The following is a 19,034-nucleotide window of genomic DNA, read 5'->3' as shown; positions in this document are numbered from 1 at the left end:
GGCAACGGTTAATGAATAATGATTCAGTAAGATAAAAATAAACTATTTTTAAGAATGGTCGTAACGGTTTTAAATTCGCTTGTGGTTGATTCAATATAATTGAGATACAAGAAAAGTGAGTGCAAGTCCTACGAATAGTAGGCTGAGCGCGTTTAATGCCGTATCTGATTTATGTAGGATTGACTATAGAATGTTTTAATTAAAGGAATGGATATGGACATACTCATTATCGTCGGCGTGGTTGTGGTGCTGGCGTTTGTTTTTATGATGGTAGCACTTTTGATGCTCAAAGCCTTTTACTTCAAGGTTGAGCAAGGCAAAGCACTGATTATCAATGGTGTGAGTAAAATCGCCGTACGTTTTGATGGTGGCTTTGTTTGGCCTATCATCAATAAAAAAGAATTGATGAGAATCTCACTCATCACCTTAGAGGTTGATAGACGAGGTAAAGAAGGACTGATTTGCGCGGATAATATGCGTGCGGACATTACTGTTGCATTTTATTTGCGAGTCAATGAAACCGAAGAAGACGTGTTAAAGGTTGCCAAATCGGTTGGGGTTGAGCGCGCCTCTGATAAAGTCGCTGTCAATGAGCTGTTTAACGCTAAGTTCTCAGAAGCACTAAAAACTGTGGGCAAGCAGATTGATTTCGTTAAGTTGTTTGAAAATCGCAGCGAGTTCCGTGACAGTATCGTCCAAGAAATCGGTAACGATCTGAATGGCTATGTCTTAGAAGATGTGGCGATTGATTATTTAGAGCAAACGCCGAAAGCCTCACTAGATTCAAGCAATATCTTGGATGCTGAAGGTATCAAAAAGATTACTCAGCTAACAGCCTTCCAAAACGTCATCACTAACGAGCTTGAGCGTGACGAAGAGTTGGCCGTTAAAAAGAAAAACGTTGAGACCAAAGAGGCAATGCTGGAGCTTGAGCGTCAACAAGCCGATGCCGAAGCCAAACAGCAACGTGAAATCTCTTCTGTCATTGCGCGTGAGACAGCTGAGACGCGCAAAATTGAAGAAGAAGAGCGCAAAAAGTCTGAAACCGCGATTATTTCAGTTGAGCAAGACTTAGCGATTCAGCGCGAAAACCAACAACGTGAAATTGAAGTGGCTGGTCAGAACCGCTTGCGTGCGGTTGTGATTGAAGAAGAGAAAGTCACGCGTGCTCGTGATTTAGAAATCGTCTCACGTGAGCGTGAAGTTGACTTACAACGTATCGAAGCTGAACGCGCAATTGAGCTTGAGAAAAAAGAAATCGCCAATGTCATTCGTGAGCGTATCGCGGTAGACAAAACGGTCGCGCAAGAAGAAGAGCGTATCAAAGAAGTCCGCGAAGTGAGCGAAGCCGAGCGTTCTAAACAGACGCGCGTATTGGCAGCCGAAGCAGACGCCGAAGAAATCAAAGTACGTCAGGTCAAAAAAGCCGAAGCCGAAGAGCTGTCGGCCAAGCACAAAGCCGTCGAGATTACCACGCTGGCTGCCGCTAATCTTGAAGCCTCAGCCAAAGACTCGGAAGCCAAAATTAAAATGGCGGAAGGTATCAAGGCTGAAGAGTCGGCACACGGCTTTGCCGAAGCGGCTATTCAAGAAGCCAAAGCGTCCTCGCTTGAAAAAGAAGGCATTGCCAAAGCCAACGTTATCAGAGCAACTGGTCAAGCCGAAGCGCAATCAGAGCGTGAAAAAGGCATGGCTGATGCTGAAGTTATCGCGGCGCGCGGCGAATCCAACGCCAAAGCTGAGCGTGATATCGGGCTGGCAAATGCTCAAGTTATCGCCGCTCAAGGCGAATCAAATGCCAAAGCGGAGCGTGAAGTGGGACTGGCAAAAGCGGAAGTCACCCGTGCGCATTTCCAAGCCGAAGCCGATGGTCTGGTCGAAAAATTCAATGCGATGGGCAGCATGAGCAAAGAAGCGCGCGAGCACGAAGAGTTCCGTATGGGTCTCGAGACTGCGCTGCAAGAAGCCATGGCGTCTATCGAAGCTGGTAAAGAGATTGCCAAAGAAAACGCTGAAGTCTTGGCGGTTGCGCTCCAAAAAGCCAAAATCGATATCGTGGGCGGTGAAGCGCACTTCTTCGATAACTTTGCCAAGTCACTGTCTATCGGTAAAGCCATCGATGGCCTAGCGGGTAAATCAGACACATTGAGCGGTATCATCAATACAATGATGGCCAATCAAGTGATGACTAAAGCGAATAAGCAGAATGATGATGAAACGGCTTAGTATCATCGTTATTCGACACGACTGATTTATTATCAGCAAGATTTGACCCATAACTTTTTCATTAATAAGCAGTCTGTCACTTATGTGGCGGATTGCTTTAACCAACTCAATCTAAACGCTTTAACAGAACAGTAGTTAATGACTACTATTAACCATGAGTTGGCTAATCTAAAAAAACAAGTAGTCAATGCTGGTTTTTTTAGATTAGCCAAGTGCTTATTTAATTCAAAACTTCCTTAGATTTATCTTATTGCCCAAAAATACAAATGGACGAGCAACGATGGCGGACACCCAAAACGCAACCAATCCAAATAATACCAATAGTCATAATCAATCCGAGCAAACGGATCAAGCGGTCGCCTCAGGCAATGCTTATGAGCTTATTAAAAAGCGTCTTACTGAGCAGGGCAGTCGTCTAGAGCAGCAAACGGCCAAGCTGAACAATGCGCGCTTGCAAGAGTTTGGCAGTACCCAAATGCAAGTCATCGCTCGCACCCGCATTCGCACCGAATATAACTGTGTGGCGCAAGACATGGTGCAAGTCGGTGATTATATGCTATTCGGCTACAACGTCTTTATGGGTCTCAAACGCGCGAGCAATATCAAAGATGTGTTGTCGCTATATCGATTGATAGATCCTCCTAACAAGAATGTTGGTGATAATAATAGTGAAAGTGCTGCCGATATTGATAATGGTGAAAGCACGGCAAATACTGAAAGCGCTACAGATAACAATGGGAGCCGCGAACACACTGAGCAAGAGTATCAGCTAGAAGAAGTGGATCTAAAAAACACCTTCTTAGATCAAGAGGCCTTTGTTCAAGACTTTAATGAGCTGTATCGATATTATAAGCAAACACGGCTGATTCAGCTGACAGTCAAAGACAGCAAGCTGCTATTGGCGTTTCAAATTGGCGAGCGTATCACCGATATTCGCGTCTTTCGTTTTGCGTTAGATTTTAGTCAAGGCACACCTGAATCGGCTCAAATTGCTTACGTAGACAATCGAGGCGAGCGTGATATCGAGTTGCCGCCTGCTTACGATTTTGATTGGATTGAGACCACTCGCGAGCAGATGATCAATGGCAAGTATCCGCATATGAATATCTTAGATACGGTGTTTGTAGAAACCGTCGGCGGCGATTTGACCATTAAAATTGAGGACAATACCCAGTCAGGGCAGGGTATCTATAGTGAGCCTGTAAATGATCGCACCCAGTCGCTGACCGATGCCGAGATTGCTTATGCCAAAGTTGGCAGTTTAATACTGCTCAAGATACTGCCGTATCGCGAAGACAGCTATCGCTATTTTGTTTATAACACCTTGACCGAAACGGTACTGCGTTTAGATGCAATTGGGCAGTCGTGTGTGCAGCTGCCTGAGGATCACGGCATTATATTTCCGGGTGGTTATTATTTACAAACGGGCGAGTATAAGCTGTTTGATGCCAATAATGTCGGTGCCAAAGACTTAAAGTTTAAACGTAAAATCGTATCGCCCAATGGCGAAGATGTGTTATTTTTATTCTATGATGTCGCTTTAGGTGTCACAGGTCTGTTTCCCTACAACCTTATCAAAAAGCAATTGGCAAACCCCATTTATTGTAATGGTATGGCGCTGGCAGAAAATGGGCGCTTGGTGCTGTTTAGTGACCAAAGTGAGCCGTCACGCATTCACCCGATGCAGATATGGCATACCCCTTATGCCTCTCCTGAGTATGTCAGTGAATTACCTGAAAGCACGAGCTTCTATGGCAAAATTGGCAATAAAGAATTGGTGCGCGGCATCTCAGATCTCTATAGCATCACCCGCCTCATTGACAATCAAAGCGTGTCACAAAAGCTCTATGAAGAATTAGCCGACAATACCAGCCGTCTCTTTGATAGCTATTACTGGCTGTCTGAGCCTGAGCTGAGTGAAGTCGCCAGTAGTATTAAGGAAGTGACGGCGACGGCTGAATTGGTCATTGATGAGTTCGCCAAAGTACAAAGCATCCAGAAGCAAACCCAAACGGCATTGGCCGATGCCGACACGCAGCAAAATGAGATTTTGCGGCAGATACGCGTCACCACCTTTGAGTCTGCCAGTGATTATGTCGATCAGCTGTCAGCATTAAGACGGCAAAAGGGCCGTTTGGTTAGCCTAGAGGATTTACGCTATTTAGATAGTGATAAATTAGAAGCGTTGCAGACTCAGCTAGCAACAGCAGAGAGCGAGCTTGCCGAAAAAACCGTGCTGTTTTTAAGCGGGGAAGAGGCACTCTCAAGTTACGAAGGTATATTGATCGATGTCAGTGAGCGTTTACATACCGCAGAAACCAATGCTGAATTAAAACCTGTGCTAGAAAAAATTGACGAGACAGCGCAAGGCTTAGATTTGTTGACTGAGCTATTAGGCACATTAGATGTTGCTGATGCTACGGTACGTACCCAAATTATCGATGATATATCGACCATTTATGCGAGTCTCAATCAGAGCAAAGCCAAGCTTAATCATAAGCGCAAAAATTTAGGATCGGCTGAAGCAGTCGCGCAGTTTGGCGCGCAGTTCAAGCTATTTGGTCAGTCGATTGCTAATGCCTTATCCATTGCCAATACGCCTGAGAAATCAGACGAGCAAATGGCAAAATTGCTGGTGCAGTTGGAAGAGTTAGAAAGCCAGTTCGCGGACCCAGAGAGCGGTAGTGGCGATCAATTTTTAGCCGACATCATCAGCAAGCGTGAAGAGATTTACGAGACTTTTGAGAATCATAAGCAGCAATTGCTCGATGCCCGCAACCGCAAAGCGCAGAACTTAGGCGATGGCGCGCTGCGGATGCTTGAGAGTATCAAAAAACGCACGCAAAGCACAGGCGTCACCGGCTTTAAGGAAGAGGAAGCGCTCAATACGTATTTTGCTGCCGACGGACTGGTACAAAAAGTACGTAATATCGCCAAAGAGCTGCAAGCGATGGGCTTTAGTGTCAAAGCTGATGACATCGATGCGCGCCTAAAAGCCATTCAAATCGAGAGCTATAAGAGCTTAAAAGACAAGTCAGACTTGTTTGAAGATGGTGGTCAGATTATCAAACTGGGTAAGCATCGTTTTTCGGTTAATACTCAGCCTCTTGATTTGACCTTATTGAGTCGTCAGCAGTCAGATGGCAAGCGCGTGCTGAACTTGCATCTAACGGGTACAGATTATTATGAAGTGCTTAATAATGCTGAGCTAAACGCCTTGCGCCCGTATTGGGACATGAATATCGCCTCCGAATCTGACAAGGTATACCGTGCGGAGTACTTGGCTTATAGCATTATCGAAAGTGCCAAAAATAGCCAAGACGGCCTGACTGAAACGCGCCTATATCAAGCATACGATGCGACCATCATTACCCTTGATATTAATGGTGATATTGATAATGACAGCCCATTGTCTAAATTGGTCAAAGCTTACGCCACCCCTCGCTATCAGCTCGGTTATGACAAGGGCATTCATGACCATGATGCCACGCTATTATTGATGCAAATACTACCGACATTGCGTGAAGCAGGGCTACTGATTTATACCCCGCAAGTACGTGCCTTGGCACAGTTGTTTTATTGGCAATTGAACCTCGTGCAAGCGCTTGGCTTAGACGCCTTACGTCAGTTTGGTTATGATAATTGGCTGAATGAATCAGTGCTGACGCGTGCGAGCAACTGGACAGATAGAGCCGCTACCGCTGAGCAACTGCGCCGTGCACTGGGTAGCGACACAGCCAAATCTCTGCTCGTTGAGGACATGAGTCAAATCATGCATCAGTTTGTCACCGCTCATAATGATGACAGTATTGGTGTTAATAAAGGCAGTAGCGTTGATAACGGCGCTAGTAAGCAGTCAAAATCAGGCTTGGATTCAAAGCTAGGTTCTGAAAATAGCGATATTCATAACGCTAACATCTTTAAACCAAGCTATGTCCAGCTTGCCAGTGAGTATCTGGTGAGCGTCATAGGGCAGGCGAGTATCTCTGATAGTGGCGTAGATGCCAAGATAGACTGGCAAACGAGTCAACAAGCGCAGCAGTTGTGTGAGCAGTTAAGCCAAACGTTGAATAGCGCTGCCGGCAGCACGCAAAATACGACCAGTTTTGAGCAGCTACAGTCTTCTATCAGTAAGCTGGGTTTTCAACCCAAGTCAGCCTATGAGCTACTAGCCACATGGTTTCATGCGTTACTTGATAAGACCTATGGTGATACTGAGTCGGCTAACGTATCAGCTGATGGCACGAATGAGGAAGGCGCGGCCCTCACTGAAGAGCAGCTTGCTGAGAGTCAAGAAAAAGAAGCACTACGCAAACAACAGCTAGAAAGTGGCCGTCATTATGTGCCCGAAGCGATTGCGGTCTTACTTACCCAGTTAAATGATACCCAGCGTGAAGCCTTGGTACAGCGCCTCATTGATTCAGGTATTAGTTTCGATAAGAGCGCCACTGGCACGCCATCTACGTTGTCATTCTCAGCCACAACCTCGCTGACCAGCCTCAACAATCCGCTCAATCAAGTGCAGAGCTTTGAGCGCAGCACAGGTAAAGTATCGCTTGAGATTCAAATTAATAACTTACTAGGTGAGCATACACGTATTCATCAGCAGACCTTGACCTTTGCGGTCGATGACTTCTTAAATCGTCTGCATCACCATGATACCCAAGTCATCCCTGCTTACAGACGCTATCTAGCCATGCGCTCAGAGATTTTGCATGATTCAAAAGAGACGTTGCGACTGGACGAGTTTATGCCGCGACCACTGTCCTCCTTTGTGCGTAACCGTCTGATTAATGAGAGCTATTTGCCGTTAATTGGTGACAACCTTGCCAAACAGATGGGCACGATCGGCGAGGATAAGCGTACCGATCTGATGGGTATCCTAATGATGATATCGCCACCAGGTTACGGTAAAACCACCTTGATGGAGTATGTGGCCAATCGTCTCGGCCTTATCTTTATGAAGATTAACTGTCCATCACTCGGTCATGATGTCACCTCATTAGATCCCGAAAAAGCACCTAATGCCACCGCCCGAGAAGAGCTGAATAAAATCAACTTAGCCTTTGAGATGGGCAATAACGTCATGCTCTATCTCGATGATATTCAGCATACGCATGCGGAATTTTTGCAGAAGTTTATCTCATTAGGTGATGGCACGCGCCGTATCGATGGCGTCTGGCAAGGCAAAACCAAAACCTATGACATGCGTGGCAAAAAGTTCTGTGTGGTCATGGCGGGTAACCCGTACACCGAAAGCGGTGAGGCCTTTAAAGTCCCTGATATGCTCGCCAACCGCGCCGATATCTATAACTTGGGCGATATTATGAGCGGCATGGAAGAGGTATTTGCGCTCAGTTATATTGAAAACTCACTGACCTCTAATACCGTTCTCGCACCACTGGCCAACCGTGACTTAGCGGATGTTCATCGTTTGATTAAAATGGCAAAAACGGACAATGCCAACCTCGCCCAAGCACAGAGCAGCGAGCTGACGTATCCGTATAGCACTTCAGAGGTTAACGAGATTATCGCTATCTTGCGCCATATGTTTAGGGTGCAAGAAGTCATTCTTGACGTTAATCAAGCCTATATTGCCTCAGCATCACAAGATGATAAATACCGTGTCGAGCCGATATTTAAGCTGCAAGGCAGTTATCGCAATATGAATAAGATGACCGAAAAGCTATCGGCGGTCATGAATGAAAACGAGCTGAACCAGCTGATAGACGATCACTATTTGGGTGAGTCGCAGCTATTGACCCAAGGCGCAGAGAGCAACCTTCTAAAGCTTGGCGAGATGCGCGGTGTGTTGACTGACGCAGAAAAAGAGCGTTGGGCACAAATCAAAGCCGACTTCTTACGTAATAAAGCCATGGGCGGTGAAGACGGTGATACTGGCGCGCGTATCGTTGCCCAGTTGGTCGACTTGGCTAGTGGCTTCAATACCATCAGTAGCCAGTTTGAGACATACTTAACGAAAAATGACCCAGAGCAAATCGCCCGCTTACGACAAGCAGGACAACAAGCACAACTCAATGCCCAGTTAGAAGCACAGAAAATCATTGCCGATAGCGTCATTAACAATGCCAAAGTCGTCAGCGACAGTATCGACCATAGCTTTGAGAAAAGCGTGAGTCAACTGGTACAAATATATAAGCACAATCACAATACTGAAAAGGCGGAAGGCGAGTATCTCAAACAAAATCAAGGCGCGCAAAAAGCGCTGATGATGCAGCTGGTGGATGCTGTTGAGCAACTGGCACAAAAAATGGCTGATAGCTTGTCTAATAGCTTAACAGAGAGCCTGCTTAAGAATGATGAGAACCAAACGGCAGACAGCGATACGCTTGATGTTCATCAACAGACCGCGCTGATGGCAACAGCTCTTAAAGAAGCGCTTACGCCACTGACGATGCGGATGGATGAGAAGCTGGCAATTGATAGCAGTACCGATCAATCCGGCAAGCTTATCGTCAATAGCCTCAACAGGCTAAACAAAATCTTTGATGACTATGATTGATACTGACGATTAACGCTTATAAGCAATAATGATAATTAGAACTTATAATTAATAGGCTATAGCGATAAGTTATTGATGTATAGTCGTGGCAGTTGATTCGACTATGTTAAACAAACCAATGAGAAACGTATGGCGCACAAAAAGAAAAACGTCCGCAAAAAACTCTGCCCTGTCTGCGAGCGCGAATTTAGTTGGGCGAAGAAGTTGGATAAAAACTGGGAGAGTATGGTCTATTGTTCCGACCAATGCCGCCGCGTAAAAAAGTATGAAGGGTTAGATCATCAAAAGTAAGAATTTAAATCTAAATTTCGCGTTGGTTGTAGGCTGGGTTTTTAACCCAGCCTTTTATACTATATTCAGTCCAATATGAAAAAGATACAGCGGGACTGGGATGCTTAGTTTTTAATATGATTTTTGCAGCCTCTGTCGGCATAGGCACAGCAAGCCAGAAAAATTTATACCAGTTTCGCGTTATTAAATAACGTATCCATTTTATTTAGTATTAACTATACAAAGTGACGCAGGGAAGCTCATGGCACACAAAAAAGCAAACCTACCGCAAAAAGTATGCCCAGTCTGTCAGCGCCCATTTACGTGGCGCAAGAAGTGGGAAAAGGATTGGGAGCAGGTGATTTATTGTTCTGAGCGCTGTCGGCGGAGTAAGGATAAAACAGAATGATTTTAAATGTCGATAATAGAAAACTGCCACGTCTTTAATCGAAGTATCTTTAAAAAGTAGAAGGTGCAGCTCATTTTTTGTTTTGCTAGGCTTTATCAATTCATAAAAAATCAATAATCAAAATCTCAGTCGTTGCTAGATATTAGCTAATGACTACAAAGAATGTTATTTGAATCATGGGCAAAACGTGAAATAGCGAATCGATTCTATCTCATTCAGCACTCCTGTCGCGATAACATCGCAAAAATATTTCAATCAACAAAATTCCATAAAATACTCGAAGTTACTAAGCTTATAATCTATAATGCTTTTTTTAAATTTTCTGTTTTTCAACAGACCCTAATATCTCAAAAATATACTCAATTTAACTCATATTCAACTAGGTCATGTTCTTATTTTTATTACTATTTTAAAATGCGGACACGCCCTAAACATTCACATCAAATTTTAAGGTTCTAAGGATAGGATGAAACAAATACAATTTAAAGGTGACGGATCAGAGTATTTTAAGATATGGATTGTGAATGTTTTATTGTGCATCGTCACCATAGGCATTTATTACCCTTGGGCAAAAGTACGTACGCGTCGATATTTTTATGCGAATACTGAATATGCAGATCGATATTTTGATTACCATGCCACCGGAAGACAGCTGTTTCTGGGCTACTTAATCGGTTTGCTGATATTGCTTGCCCTACAGGTGGTAGGCTCTGTTTTACCTACCGTCGGAGTCATTTTACCCATTATTTTATTTGCTTTTATTCCTTGGATCATCTGGCGCAGTCTCAAGTTCAATATGCGCATGACCAGCTTTAGCAACGTGCGCTTTAGCTTCATAGGCAATCTAAAGTCCGCCTATACTATTTATATGCTTATACCCATATTGGGTTATGCAGCAGTTGCGTTGCTGGTCTTTGGTAGCCTAGTCCCAATGACCAGTCTAGATGAAGGTTCTGATTTAAGTTTTGCCTTCATACTATTTGCCGTAGGTATCATTGCCGCGATAGCCATAGGCATTTTTGTCACAGGACTCTTTACAAAAAAAGCAGCAGAATACCAGATTGGTCAGACAAAATTTGGTCAAGGTCATTTCTTCATCAACATCAACACCGAAAAATTTATAAAAATTCAACTTAAAAAAATGCTAATCATTATTGGTTGTTTATTTGTTCTCTTAATACTCTCCGGCTTAATATTTGCGTCTACGTTGTCGGGCGGATTTAACCTTGGCAGTATTTCCAGTGACATCGAAAGCGCAGATGCAAATCCATTATTCGTTGTTGGGTTTTTGGTTATGTATTTTGGTTTTATTGCCACGTTCTTATTCGCTACAGCCTATTCATTTAGCCGTCAACGTCAGTATCTGTTCGAAAATACCACGTTGGATAGAGCCATCACTTTTAAGTCAACCGTCAGCGCTAAAGGTTATTTTTATGTGTTAGCGACCAATATGCTATTGGTTCTATTTACTGCGGGCTTAGCATTGCCTTGGGCAAAAGTCCGTGTGGCCCGTTATATCGCTGATAACTCTTGGATAGAAGCCTTAGATATAGATATCAATAGTTATCTGACCCAAAAGGAGCAAGAGCAGTCTGCTATTGGTGAAGAAATTGGTGATGTTTTAGATATCGATATAGATATTGCCATCTAAGCCAGATCCTATTAACCGACACCTTATTGATCGACACCTTATTTCAATCATGGCTTGGTTAATGGCACTTGATTGCTTCGTTTGGCTAGTGGATACAGTGAGAACAGTAATGATAAATTCAATATCAGGCAAATGGTATCCAAAGGATAGCTCGGTCCAATGCGCCGCGCAACTCACGGTAGCTAAAACGAGATATGAGGTAAAAATTGTATCTAGTGAGACTGGTAACGACAGCGAAAGACATCAAAATATCACGGGTCAGTGGTCGCAAGTGACGATCAATGATCGCTTAGGAAATACTGAACGCAAGCTTACACTTACTGATGGCTCACTCTTTACGACTCACAATAATGATGCTATCGATACTATAATCAATAGTAATAAAAACAGCGATACAGCCTCAAAGTGGCGTTTACGCTTACATCGTCATGAAACAAAAATGACCAGCGTCTTGACGATGTTGGTCATCACTGTTGTTTTTGTATTTAGTTTTATTAAATGGGGTATTCCTTGGACGAGTCAAACAGTCGCTCACGCGCTCCCTCAGCAGACAGGCGAGTTTATAGGTCATCAGTCATTAGATTTTATGGATCGTTACTTCTTAAAACCCACTCAAATAAGTGGTACTGAACAACAGCAAATCATATCTCGGTTTAAGACACGCCTTAAACCATTCGGTGGTGATGACAATATTCAGTATCGGCTACACTTTCGGGATATGAGCATAGGCGGCTCAAGTCTGCCAAACGCTTTTGCGTTACCGTCTGGCGATATTATTTTGACCGATAAGTTTGTAGAATTGAGCCAAAATGATGATGAGATAGATGCGGTACTGTTACATGAGATGGGTCATGTGGTCGAGCGTCATAGCTTAGAGATGCTCACTCAGAACTCATTAACCACGATGATTGTCATACTGGTATTAGGCAATCCGGACGGCATCAGTGAAATTGCCACGGGGCTAGGGACTGCACTGGTATCAAGTCACTACTCACGTCAATACGAAACTGAAGCAGATGAGTTTGCCTTTAACAAGATGCTTGAGATCGGTATAGATCCGCAAGCTTTTGTGGATATCCTTAGCCGGATGGAAGAGTATTCAACGACAGTAAGCGCTACAACAGACGTCGATGACGCTACGCATGAGCATGAGCATGACGATGATGAAAAAGCTGAAGAGGTTGAAGGAGAGAAGTTGTCCGACTTCCTATCGACCCATCCCAATACCCAGTTGCGGATTAAAATGGCAGAAAAATATAGTAAGTGCTTTGAGCAGGGGCTAAAGGTTTGTGAGTGAAGAAAGTAAAAAATCTGCCCCGTCTGCCAGCGCCCATTTACGTGGTGTAAGAAATGGGAGCAGATGATTTGTTGTTCGGAGCGATGTCGGCGGGGGAAGGGTGAGTAAATAGCCGTCTTTCCAATAGATAATAAAATTGATGTTCTATCAAATTAGGTTTCAATATGTCATCTCAAACCAACAAAAAACGCTTACCTAAAAAATGGCAGTCTTATAAAGATCAAGTGGCTATTCTCGAAAGCAGAGGAATGATATTTGAAAATAAAGTTAAAGCAGAGCATGTTTTATCGCAGATAAATTATTATCGACTGAGTGGCTATTGGTATCCTTTTCGCATGTTAGCCTCAGATATGTCACGTGATGATGATTTTATAAATGACACTAGGTTTGAAGATGTACTGAATATCTACCTGTTTGATAAGCAGTTACGTTTATTATGTTTACAAGCACTTGAAAGTATCGAGATGTCAGTCAGAACTAATATTGCTCATACATTAGGACGTATTAGTCCAATAGCTCATCTTAATAAAGATAACTTTGACCAACGATTTGTAAATTCGCAAAACGGGCAATGGAGCTATGATAAATGGTTAAGTAAATATAATGAGCAGATTAGAAGAGCAAGAAAGTCACCTTTTATCGAACATCATCTCAATCATTATCAGTATTTACCAGTTTGGGTTGGCGTTGAGGTGTTAGACTTCGGTTCTATTTCAGTACTATATACAGGTTTAAAAGGTAGACAGCAGCAACAAATTTCAAAACTATATGGCGTCAATAACGCCAAAGTCTTTGCAAGTTGGCTGAGGTCATTGAACTACATTAGAAATATTTGTGCTCATCATGGACGCTTATGGAATGTCAATATTGATGTTATCGCTCAAGTTGATAGGAATATACCTAGTTTGCAACGTTTAGATAATAAGCGCATATATTTTTATTTGATAATGATTCAACACTTACTCAAAATTATTAGCTCAGATTCAAATTGGGGTTTGAATATTGATGTGCTTTTATCAGACTTTCCAGTACCGCAAAATAAAGCGATCACCTTGGCAGGTTTAGGTTTTATCAAATAATAAGAACAGCAACCTATCAAAATTGAGACAATAGAAAACCGCCACGTTTTCTAACCCAATGTTACCAGAGGAGGAAGATAGAGGTGGCGGTGCTGTTGCGTATCATTATACTTACAGTATGAGTATCTTACAATGTATTTGACAAACTGGTTACAATTTTGTATCGCTACAAAAAATCTACCTAGTTTGTCAGCGATACTTCAGGTGGAGTAAGGATTGGGAGCAGGTAATTTATTGTTCAGAGAAGTGTCGGCGGGGAAAAGGTAATACTGACAATTGATTGATCTTTCATACGTAAGATACATTAATCTATATTTCTTGCACATAGCAATGGTCGTGAGGTTCCATATATTATATATAAGGTATTATCTTTCACAGTTTTCATGTTTTCAAAGCTATTTACTCTTATTGGACGACGATGAAAGTATGTTTCAAAATGAGAATTAAGAGACATCTTATGATTATCAAAATCTAGCTTATTATAGTTAGCTAAATTACAGAAGAGTATTTCACAAACTCTTTCAATAAAGCCATTAGTAGGCATAATTTTTTTTGAAATTATGATGTTTATTAAAATACCTAATTGCTTCAATATTAAGTCGAAATCATAATGTAGACTTATATGATTTATAAATTTATTAACAACTATGTTTAATGAATTATTGCCTTTTAATGCGAAATCTAGCAAATCATGAATTTTAAAATCAGCAGCATTTCGGTTGTCAATAAATTGATTAGTCTGGAAGTTTATGTATCTACTTTTATTTGTTGAAGTACTTAGTAATAAATAGTCGTGAAAATTTATCGTATCCACTCCAGCTTGATGGGCAAGCGCTCTTAATCTTGCATCAAGAGACAGAAGTGGTATGCTCTTTTCTTGACACAGTCTGATGATGGACTTATCTGCTTCAGGAAGAAAACTATTGAGCGCTTCTATAATTTTTGAGTTTGAATTGTTTCCATAAGCAGGAGTAACTTGCATATTGCTTTCGACATATTCAACTAAAAACTTCAAATCATTTGAACGCTTTTCAAGCAACTGTATGTCCATTTCATTCACAGTAAAATTGTTATCGTTTGAATGAATCGATAAGGGCTTGTCTCCTCCTTTATATTCATATATATGCCTATCACTTAGCGCTTTTAAATTTGTAAGCAGGATTTTGGGAATATATATAGACAGATTGGAAGTAATAAGGTCTAGAGTTTCTAAACGCTGTAACTCTAATAACGTAAATAAATCGATCACTACTGTAGATTGTTTTTCTAGTAAAGTTTCTAGATCATCAATGCTAATATCAACAGTATAGTGATCATCAATCGTTCTCAGAGTAAATCGAGAATCATTTAACCAGCTATAAGTAATTTCGGAGATATCCTTTCCAATATAATCAGCTAGACAGGTTATAGTCATCGGGCTTTCTTGATAGGCTTTTAACTGTCGCTCTAATTGTTCATTAGAACGTGAAGTCTGATTGATATCCTTAATAAACTTTGCTATGCCTTCTTCTGTATTAAAGTCTGCTGTGAAAGAAACCATATTAAAAGGGTTGTTGATGTCTGATGTCATCTCTATATTCTTTCTATATATCGCTAAAGGTATCGATAAAATTTCTTCAATTTTAATATTCCGTCTTACACCAAACTTTCCTATAATTTCAAACTCTTCACCAACAGCTTTACCTAAAAACTGCTGACCTAATTCATCGTTAGGTGAAATTATAATATCTAAATTCTTACCTGAAGACTTAGAATCGATATATTTCCCTTTAAGTTTGTCTTCTTCAAAATATGAAACAAAGCAGCCATCAACGACTTCGATAAAATTTAGATCAAACAAAGGATTTGAATTATTTGGAAGTTTGCGAGAAAGCATTGTATCAAGAAGTAAATCTTGAATGGCTGAGAGCACTTCTAAGTCAGTTGGGTTTGAGCGCCAAAGATTAATAACTCTTTCAATAGCTTTTTCTTGTTTTGAATATCGTAGTTCGTAAGAAGCTAGCCAGCATATATCTGCAGGATTATTGTCTAGATCTAATGGAATTAGTCTCGTATCTTTTTTCAACTGGCCTATATTATCATTGTGAATACTTAAAAAAAGCTTTAAACGCCAGTACCAAGATGAGTTGCTGTACTTATCAAGTCTGGGCAGTAGCATTTCAGCAGCACTAAAATCTTGAGTCTTATTACCTAACTTGCTAACTAAACTAGCAAAATCGCTAAGATATTTATCAAAATTGTGACTATTCTGATCTACGAAGTTTTTAGCCTTTTGATATTGAAAGCTTTCAATCAAAGAATGAATCTGGATGATTAACAGATATTCTTCATTAGATTGATTGATAAGAGTGTCTAATGTATCGCTACAAGCTCTGTACTGCTTAGTTTTAAAGTAATAGTCAGCTAGTAAAGTTTTTAGATCACTATCAGACGTATTAATAGAGGATATAGTTCTATTTAATTTATCAAATTTCTCATTGTTAGTACGATATAACCTTAAACCTAATAGAGCCAAGCCTCTAAGAGTGTTAGTACTAAATAAATCTACTTCATCTAAGAATGTTAAAAAAACGGTATTGTCAAGTTGGTTAACTGCAACGAAAGATCTTATTTCGTTGGTTAAAGGTTCTCCAATATCGCTATTTGAATCAATTAGATAATTTAGTTTATTCATTTCACCGAAATGATATAAGCCGTCAATCAAATATTTTATAATTTCTGAATTAGAATGATCTTTATAGACCTTTAGGAAAAACGCTTTATCTGAGTTTCTTTTAGTAAACGAAACGAGATTAATAATGGTTTCTGGAAGTATCCCACATTGGGTAGTTTTCGTTAGTCTGTAATAATGCTTAACTGATTCTTCGTTATTTATGACGCAATTTGCAGTAATAATGCTGTTTATTACATATTTTTTTAATGAAGGCACATCAATCTGGTTTATATTCAAGTTTGATTCTAAAGAATTTAACTCAGCTTCAATATAATGATGTTGACTCTTTATTGCCTCATACCTCAGGAGAGAAGATTCAAGAGATAGAATGATAAATGAAGGTTTTGAGCGTTCATCTTTACTAATTAGCTTGTCTATTTCATCGTATTTATCAAACTGATTGTAATTCGAATAATATCTCATATAGTTGAGTTTGATAGAGTATGCATTCCTTGGAGCTTCAGGTAAATCTTCGAAGTCTGTAATACTACCTTGATTCATTTCTACTAAATATTTTAAAATTTCATACTGAGTATTATCAGGCTCTTTAATAATGCAGGTCCCAATAATCTTTAAAGCATTATCAGTATCATCATTGATAATGTTGTCTATGATGATTAATACGTTATGCCTTTCATCACACCATCCAAAATCTTTAATTTTTGAGGCATAGTGAGTGAATTTATCGTTTTGCTCTATCAAGTGGTAACAGTTTGCCAATAGATAATAAACTTCATATTTCTCCACATGGTTCATTAATTTAATATTATCAACTGTCAATGAATCTATAACTTCTGAATACCGTTCTTTGTTAAACCTTTCTTTTGCCTGTTTTATTTTTTCTGAGTAATCACTGTTTGAATGATATCTTTCGCTCAAGTTGCTCGAGTTAAATATATGATTTTCAATATCATTCCAGAATTGAACTTCTACTGGAAACTTTCCTTCACTAACACGTTTTTCTGATAAAGCATTTACAGCATCAGTCAACTTTCTGTCAGATGGTAAGGATGTAGCTATTAAGAGTTGTGAAATTTGTTGTTGACCACTGTCAGCTTTCGCAATTTCTTTAACAATAGTTACGCTATCAGGGCCATCAAAAGGCAGTTTTGTGACATGTTTACATTGAACGCCTATTAAATTACTTGATTTATTTAGATTGTCTTTATAAACCAGAATATCTAAACCATATTGTTTTTGACCTCTACGTCCATATATTGTAGGTGTCTTACAATTAAAAACCTCTCCGTAAATATGAGCACAAAGAGTCTCAAAATCCTGTTCAGTACTAGGTTTTAGGACTTGAGGTTTATAAGACATTGTAAAATGTTCCTTAACTTAGAGCTCTCGTTACTGTATATATCGATATTTTTAACATAGTTTAGACTAAATCTTATATGCCACTATTTTTTTTTCAAAGGTATCCAAAGTTTATCTTTAATTTTAGGATTTCTATCAAGAGTAGGCATTGTCAAAGGGGTAGGTATTAGATATGCTGATTTGGTTATAAAACAAGTTTCATTATATTCGTCTTTACCTACTTTATATTGTGGTGGACATAAAATTGCATGCTCACTATCACGAAATATTACTTTTGCATACAAATAGATGTCTTCGTTGAGGCTATTGATAGCAGATGCTAAATAATAACCTTCTGTATCTTTTGATTGATTGTTAGGCGGTTGCTTAGAGCTATAAGAATCATCCCAAAAGGCTTTAATATTATTCTCTATATCTATAAAGTCATCAGGCGATATCTTATAGATGTGAGCCTCATTGTCTTTTATACCAACGAAATTTGCAATAGGTATTTTAATCGTATTAGTGCTCATTATAATTATTCCCAGCAATACCAGTATAGAGACAGCAATATCTATTAGATAATGTATAGGTTGTGCTTTAGTAATCCTAAATCCATAAGATGCTGATAATAAAACCCAAACAATGAATAAAATCAAATAAGATATCCAGCTTTCTACATTCAAGGAATCAATCGTCTCTATTACCTTTAAGAAGGGTGTGAAGGCTAAAAAGGTTAGCATTGAAAATAGAAAACCGTTATAAATGATTTTAAACTTATCTTCAGCTTTAGTTGAATTCCAAGATTTGAATAAAATAAAAAGGAATATTAGTCCAGAAGATAGGCCTGTTAATACATAGTATTCAAAAGATTTCTCAAGGAATACTAAGATTAAAATACCTAAAGGTAATAAAAAACAAAAAAAGAAAAACCAATCAATATATTTTGAATATTTATTATGTATTTCTTCAAACAACGGTTTAGTATCGTTATAAGTGAACCTTAAATACATTGGTACAAAGCTAAAAATGAAAATAATTGCTAGTAAAACTGTAAATATTGCTAAAGTTAATAATGCTGCAGTTTCATAATTTGTTAAAGCACTATATTCTAGAGTATTAAAGCCTATTGTCGTCATATAGGACTTAATAAATATACGGGAAATGACGTAGGAAATGACGGAACCACCCAGTAAGGTGGTTATTAATCCAATAATTATTTCTTTAGATGGAGCTTTTATAAAGTCTAAGACTTTATCGTTTTCGGTTGGTGAGTTATTGGACATTCTATTTCCTTGTGACGGATAATAGGACTAATTTAGCAAACAGTTGCTCTGATATATAGGTTAAAGACAAAGCGGACGTCACATAGTGTCGTGTTTATTTTTGAATATTGATATATAAGACCCCACTCTCAACTTCGAAAGTGATTGAAAAAAGAAGAGCATCTCACTAATCTATTGTTTTCGACCAAGAACACAATGGAGTCATGAGATGCCCATAGACGAATTTATCATCAATATCTATTTAATGGTAGAGCAATATTACAAAATAGTCGTCACCAAAC

11 protein-coding genes are annotated in these 19,034 nt (G+C 39.8%); 9 read left to right on the top strand and 2 right to left on the bottom strand.

Annotated elements, in window-relative coordinates:
* The first annotated feature begins 213 nt into the window (after positions 1-213).
* From AAEY79_RS00055 to AAEY79_RS00015, 9 genes are all read left to right on the top strand, one after another.
* Complete coding sequence (locus AAEY79_RS00055) at positions 214-2,226, top strand: flotillin family protein (RefSeq protein WP_240990838.1); 2,013 nt, start codon at positions 214-216, stop codon at positions 2,224-2,226.
* Between the two features lie 280 nt (positions 2,227-2,506).
* Positions 2,507-8,749, top strand: a complete 6,243-nt coding sequence (locus AAEY79_RS00050) for a DNA repair ATPase (protein WP_352286697.1) — start codon at positions 2,507-2,509, stop codon at positions 8,747-8,749.
* 129 nt (positions 8,750-8,878) lie between these two features.
* Positions 8,879-9,040, top strand: a complete 162-nt coding sequence (locus AAEY79_RS00045) for a DUF2256 domain-containing protein (protein ID WP_084212304.1) — start codon at positions 8,879-8,881, stop codon at positions 9,038-9,040.
* A 241-nt stretch (positions 9,041-9,281) separates the two neighbouring features.
* A complete protein-coding gene (locus AAEY79_RS00040) occupies positions 9,282-9,428 on the top strand; it encodes a DUF2256 domain-containing protein (RefSeq protein ID WP_101210898.1) in 147 nt (48 codons plus the stop codon).
* Between the two features lie 466 nt (positions 9,429-9,894).
* Positions 9,895-11,079 carry a YjgN family protein gene (locus tag AAEY79_RS00035; protein WP_201566297.1) on the top strand — a complete coding sequence of 395 codons (1,185 nt, stop codon included), beginning with the start codon at positions 9,895-9,897 and terminating at the stop codon, positions 11,077-11,079.
* A 109-nt stretch (positions 11,080-11,188) separates the two neighbouring features.
* Complete coding sequence (locus AAEY79_RS00030) at positions 11,189-12,376, top strand: M48 family metallopeptidase (protein WP_352286693.1); 1,188 nt, start codon at positions 11,189-11,191, stop codon at positions 12,374-12,376.
* Between the two features lie 12 nt (positions 12,377-12,388).
* Positions 12,389-12,484, top strand: coding sequence for a DUF2256 domain-containing protein (locus AAEY79_RS00025; RefSeq protein WP_173240201.1), 96 nt, complete (start codon positions 12,389-12,391; stop codon positions 12,482-12,484).
* Positions 12,485-12,540: 56 nt separating this feature from the next.
* The gene (locus tag AAEY79_RS00020) at positions 12,541-13,455 is read left to right on the top strand and encodes an Abi family protein (protein ID WP_352286690.1); all 915 of its coding nucleotides are present in this window, start codon (positions 12,541-12,543) and stop codon (positions 13,453-13,455) included.
* 175 nt (positions 13,456-13,630) lie between these two features.
* Complete coding sequence (locus tag AAEY79_RS00015) at positions 13,631-13,735, top strand: DUF2256 domain-containing protein (protein WP_352286967.1); 105 nt, start codon at positions 13,631-13,633, stop codon at positions 13,733-13,735.
* A gap of 24 nt (positions 13,736-13,759) precedes the next feature.
* Here the strand turns inward: AAEY79_RS00015 and AAEY79_RS00010 are convergent, their stop codons facing one another.
* Both AAEY79_RS00010 and AAEY79_RS00005 read right to left on the bottom strand, forming a co-directional pair.
* Complete coding sequence (locus AAEY79_RS00010; protein ID WP_352286687.1) at positions 13,760-17,488, bottom strand: PIN domain-containing protein; 3,729 nt, start codon at positions 17,486-17,488, stop codon at positions 13,760-13,762.
* Positions 17,489-17,571: 83 nt separating this feature from the next.
* A complete protein-coding gene (locus AAEY79_RS00005; RefSeq protein ID WP_352286684.1) occupies positions 17,572-18,753 on the bottom strand; it encodes a hypothetical protein in 1,182 nt (393 codons plus the stop codon).
* Positions 18,754-19,034: the final 281 nt, after the last annotated feature.

It is taken from the genome of Psychrobacter sp. GW64-MNA-CIBAN-0177, from assembly GCF_040309585.1.
Taxonomy (GTDB): domain Bacteria; phylum Pseudomonadota; class Gammaproteobacteria; order Pseudomonadales; family Moraxellaceae; genus Psychrobacter; species Psychrobacter okhotskensis.
The sequence above is the reverse complement of the archived record's forward strand: the minus strand, read 5'-3'. Positions and strand labels throughout refer to the sequence as shown.

Coding starts and splice junctions, on each gene's coding strand:
- AAEY79_RS00055 (WP_240990838.1), top strand. CDS start 214: ATGGACATACTCATTATCGTCGGCGTGGTTGTGGTGCTGGCGTTTGTT.
- AAEY79_RS00050 (WP_352286697.1), top strand. CDS start 2,507: ATGGCGGACACCCAAAACGCAACCAATCCAAATAATACCAATAGTCAT.
- AAEY79_RS00045 (WP_084212304.1), top strand. CDS start 8,879: ATGGCGCACAAAAAGAAAAACGTCCGCAAAAAACTCTGCCCTGTCTGC.
- AAEY79_RS00040 (WP_101210898.1), top strand. CDS start 9,282: ATGGCACACAAAAAAGCAAACCTACCGCAAAAAGTATGCCCAGTCTGT.
- AAEY79_RS00035 (WP_201566297.1), top strand. CDS start 9,895: ATGAAACAAATACAATTTAAAGGTGACGGATCAGAGTATTTTAAGATA.
- AAEY79_RS00030 (WP_352286693.1), top strand. CDS start 11,189: ATGATAAATTCAATATCAGGCAAATGGTATCCAAAGGATAGCTCGGTC.
- AAEY79_RS00020 (WP_352286690.1), top strand. CDS start 12,541: ATGTCATCTCAAACCAACAAAAAACGCTTACCTAAAAAATGGCAGTCT.
- AAEY79_RS00010 (WP_352286687.1), bottom strand. CDS start 17,488: ATGTCTTATAAACCTCAAGTCCTAAAACCTAGTACTGAACAGGATTTT.
- AAEY79_RS00005 (WP_352286684.1), bottom strand. CDS start 18,753: ATGTCCAATAACTCACCAACCGAAAACGATAAAGTCTTAGACTTTATA.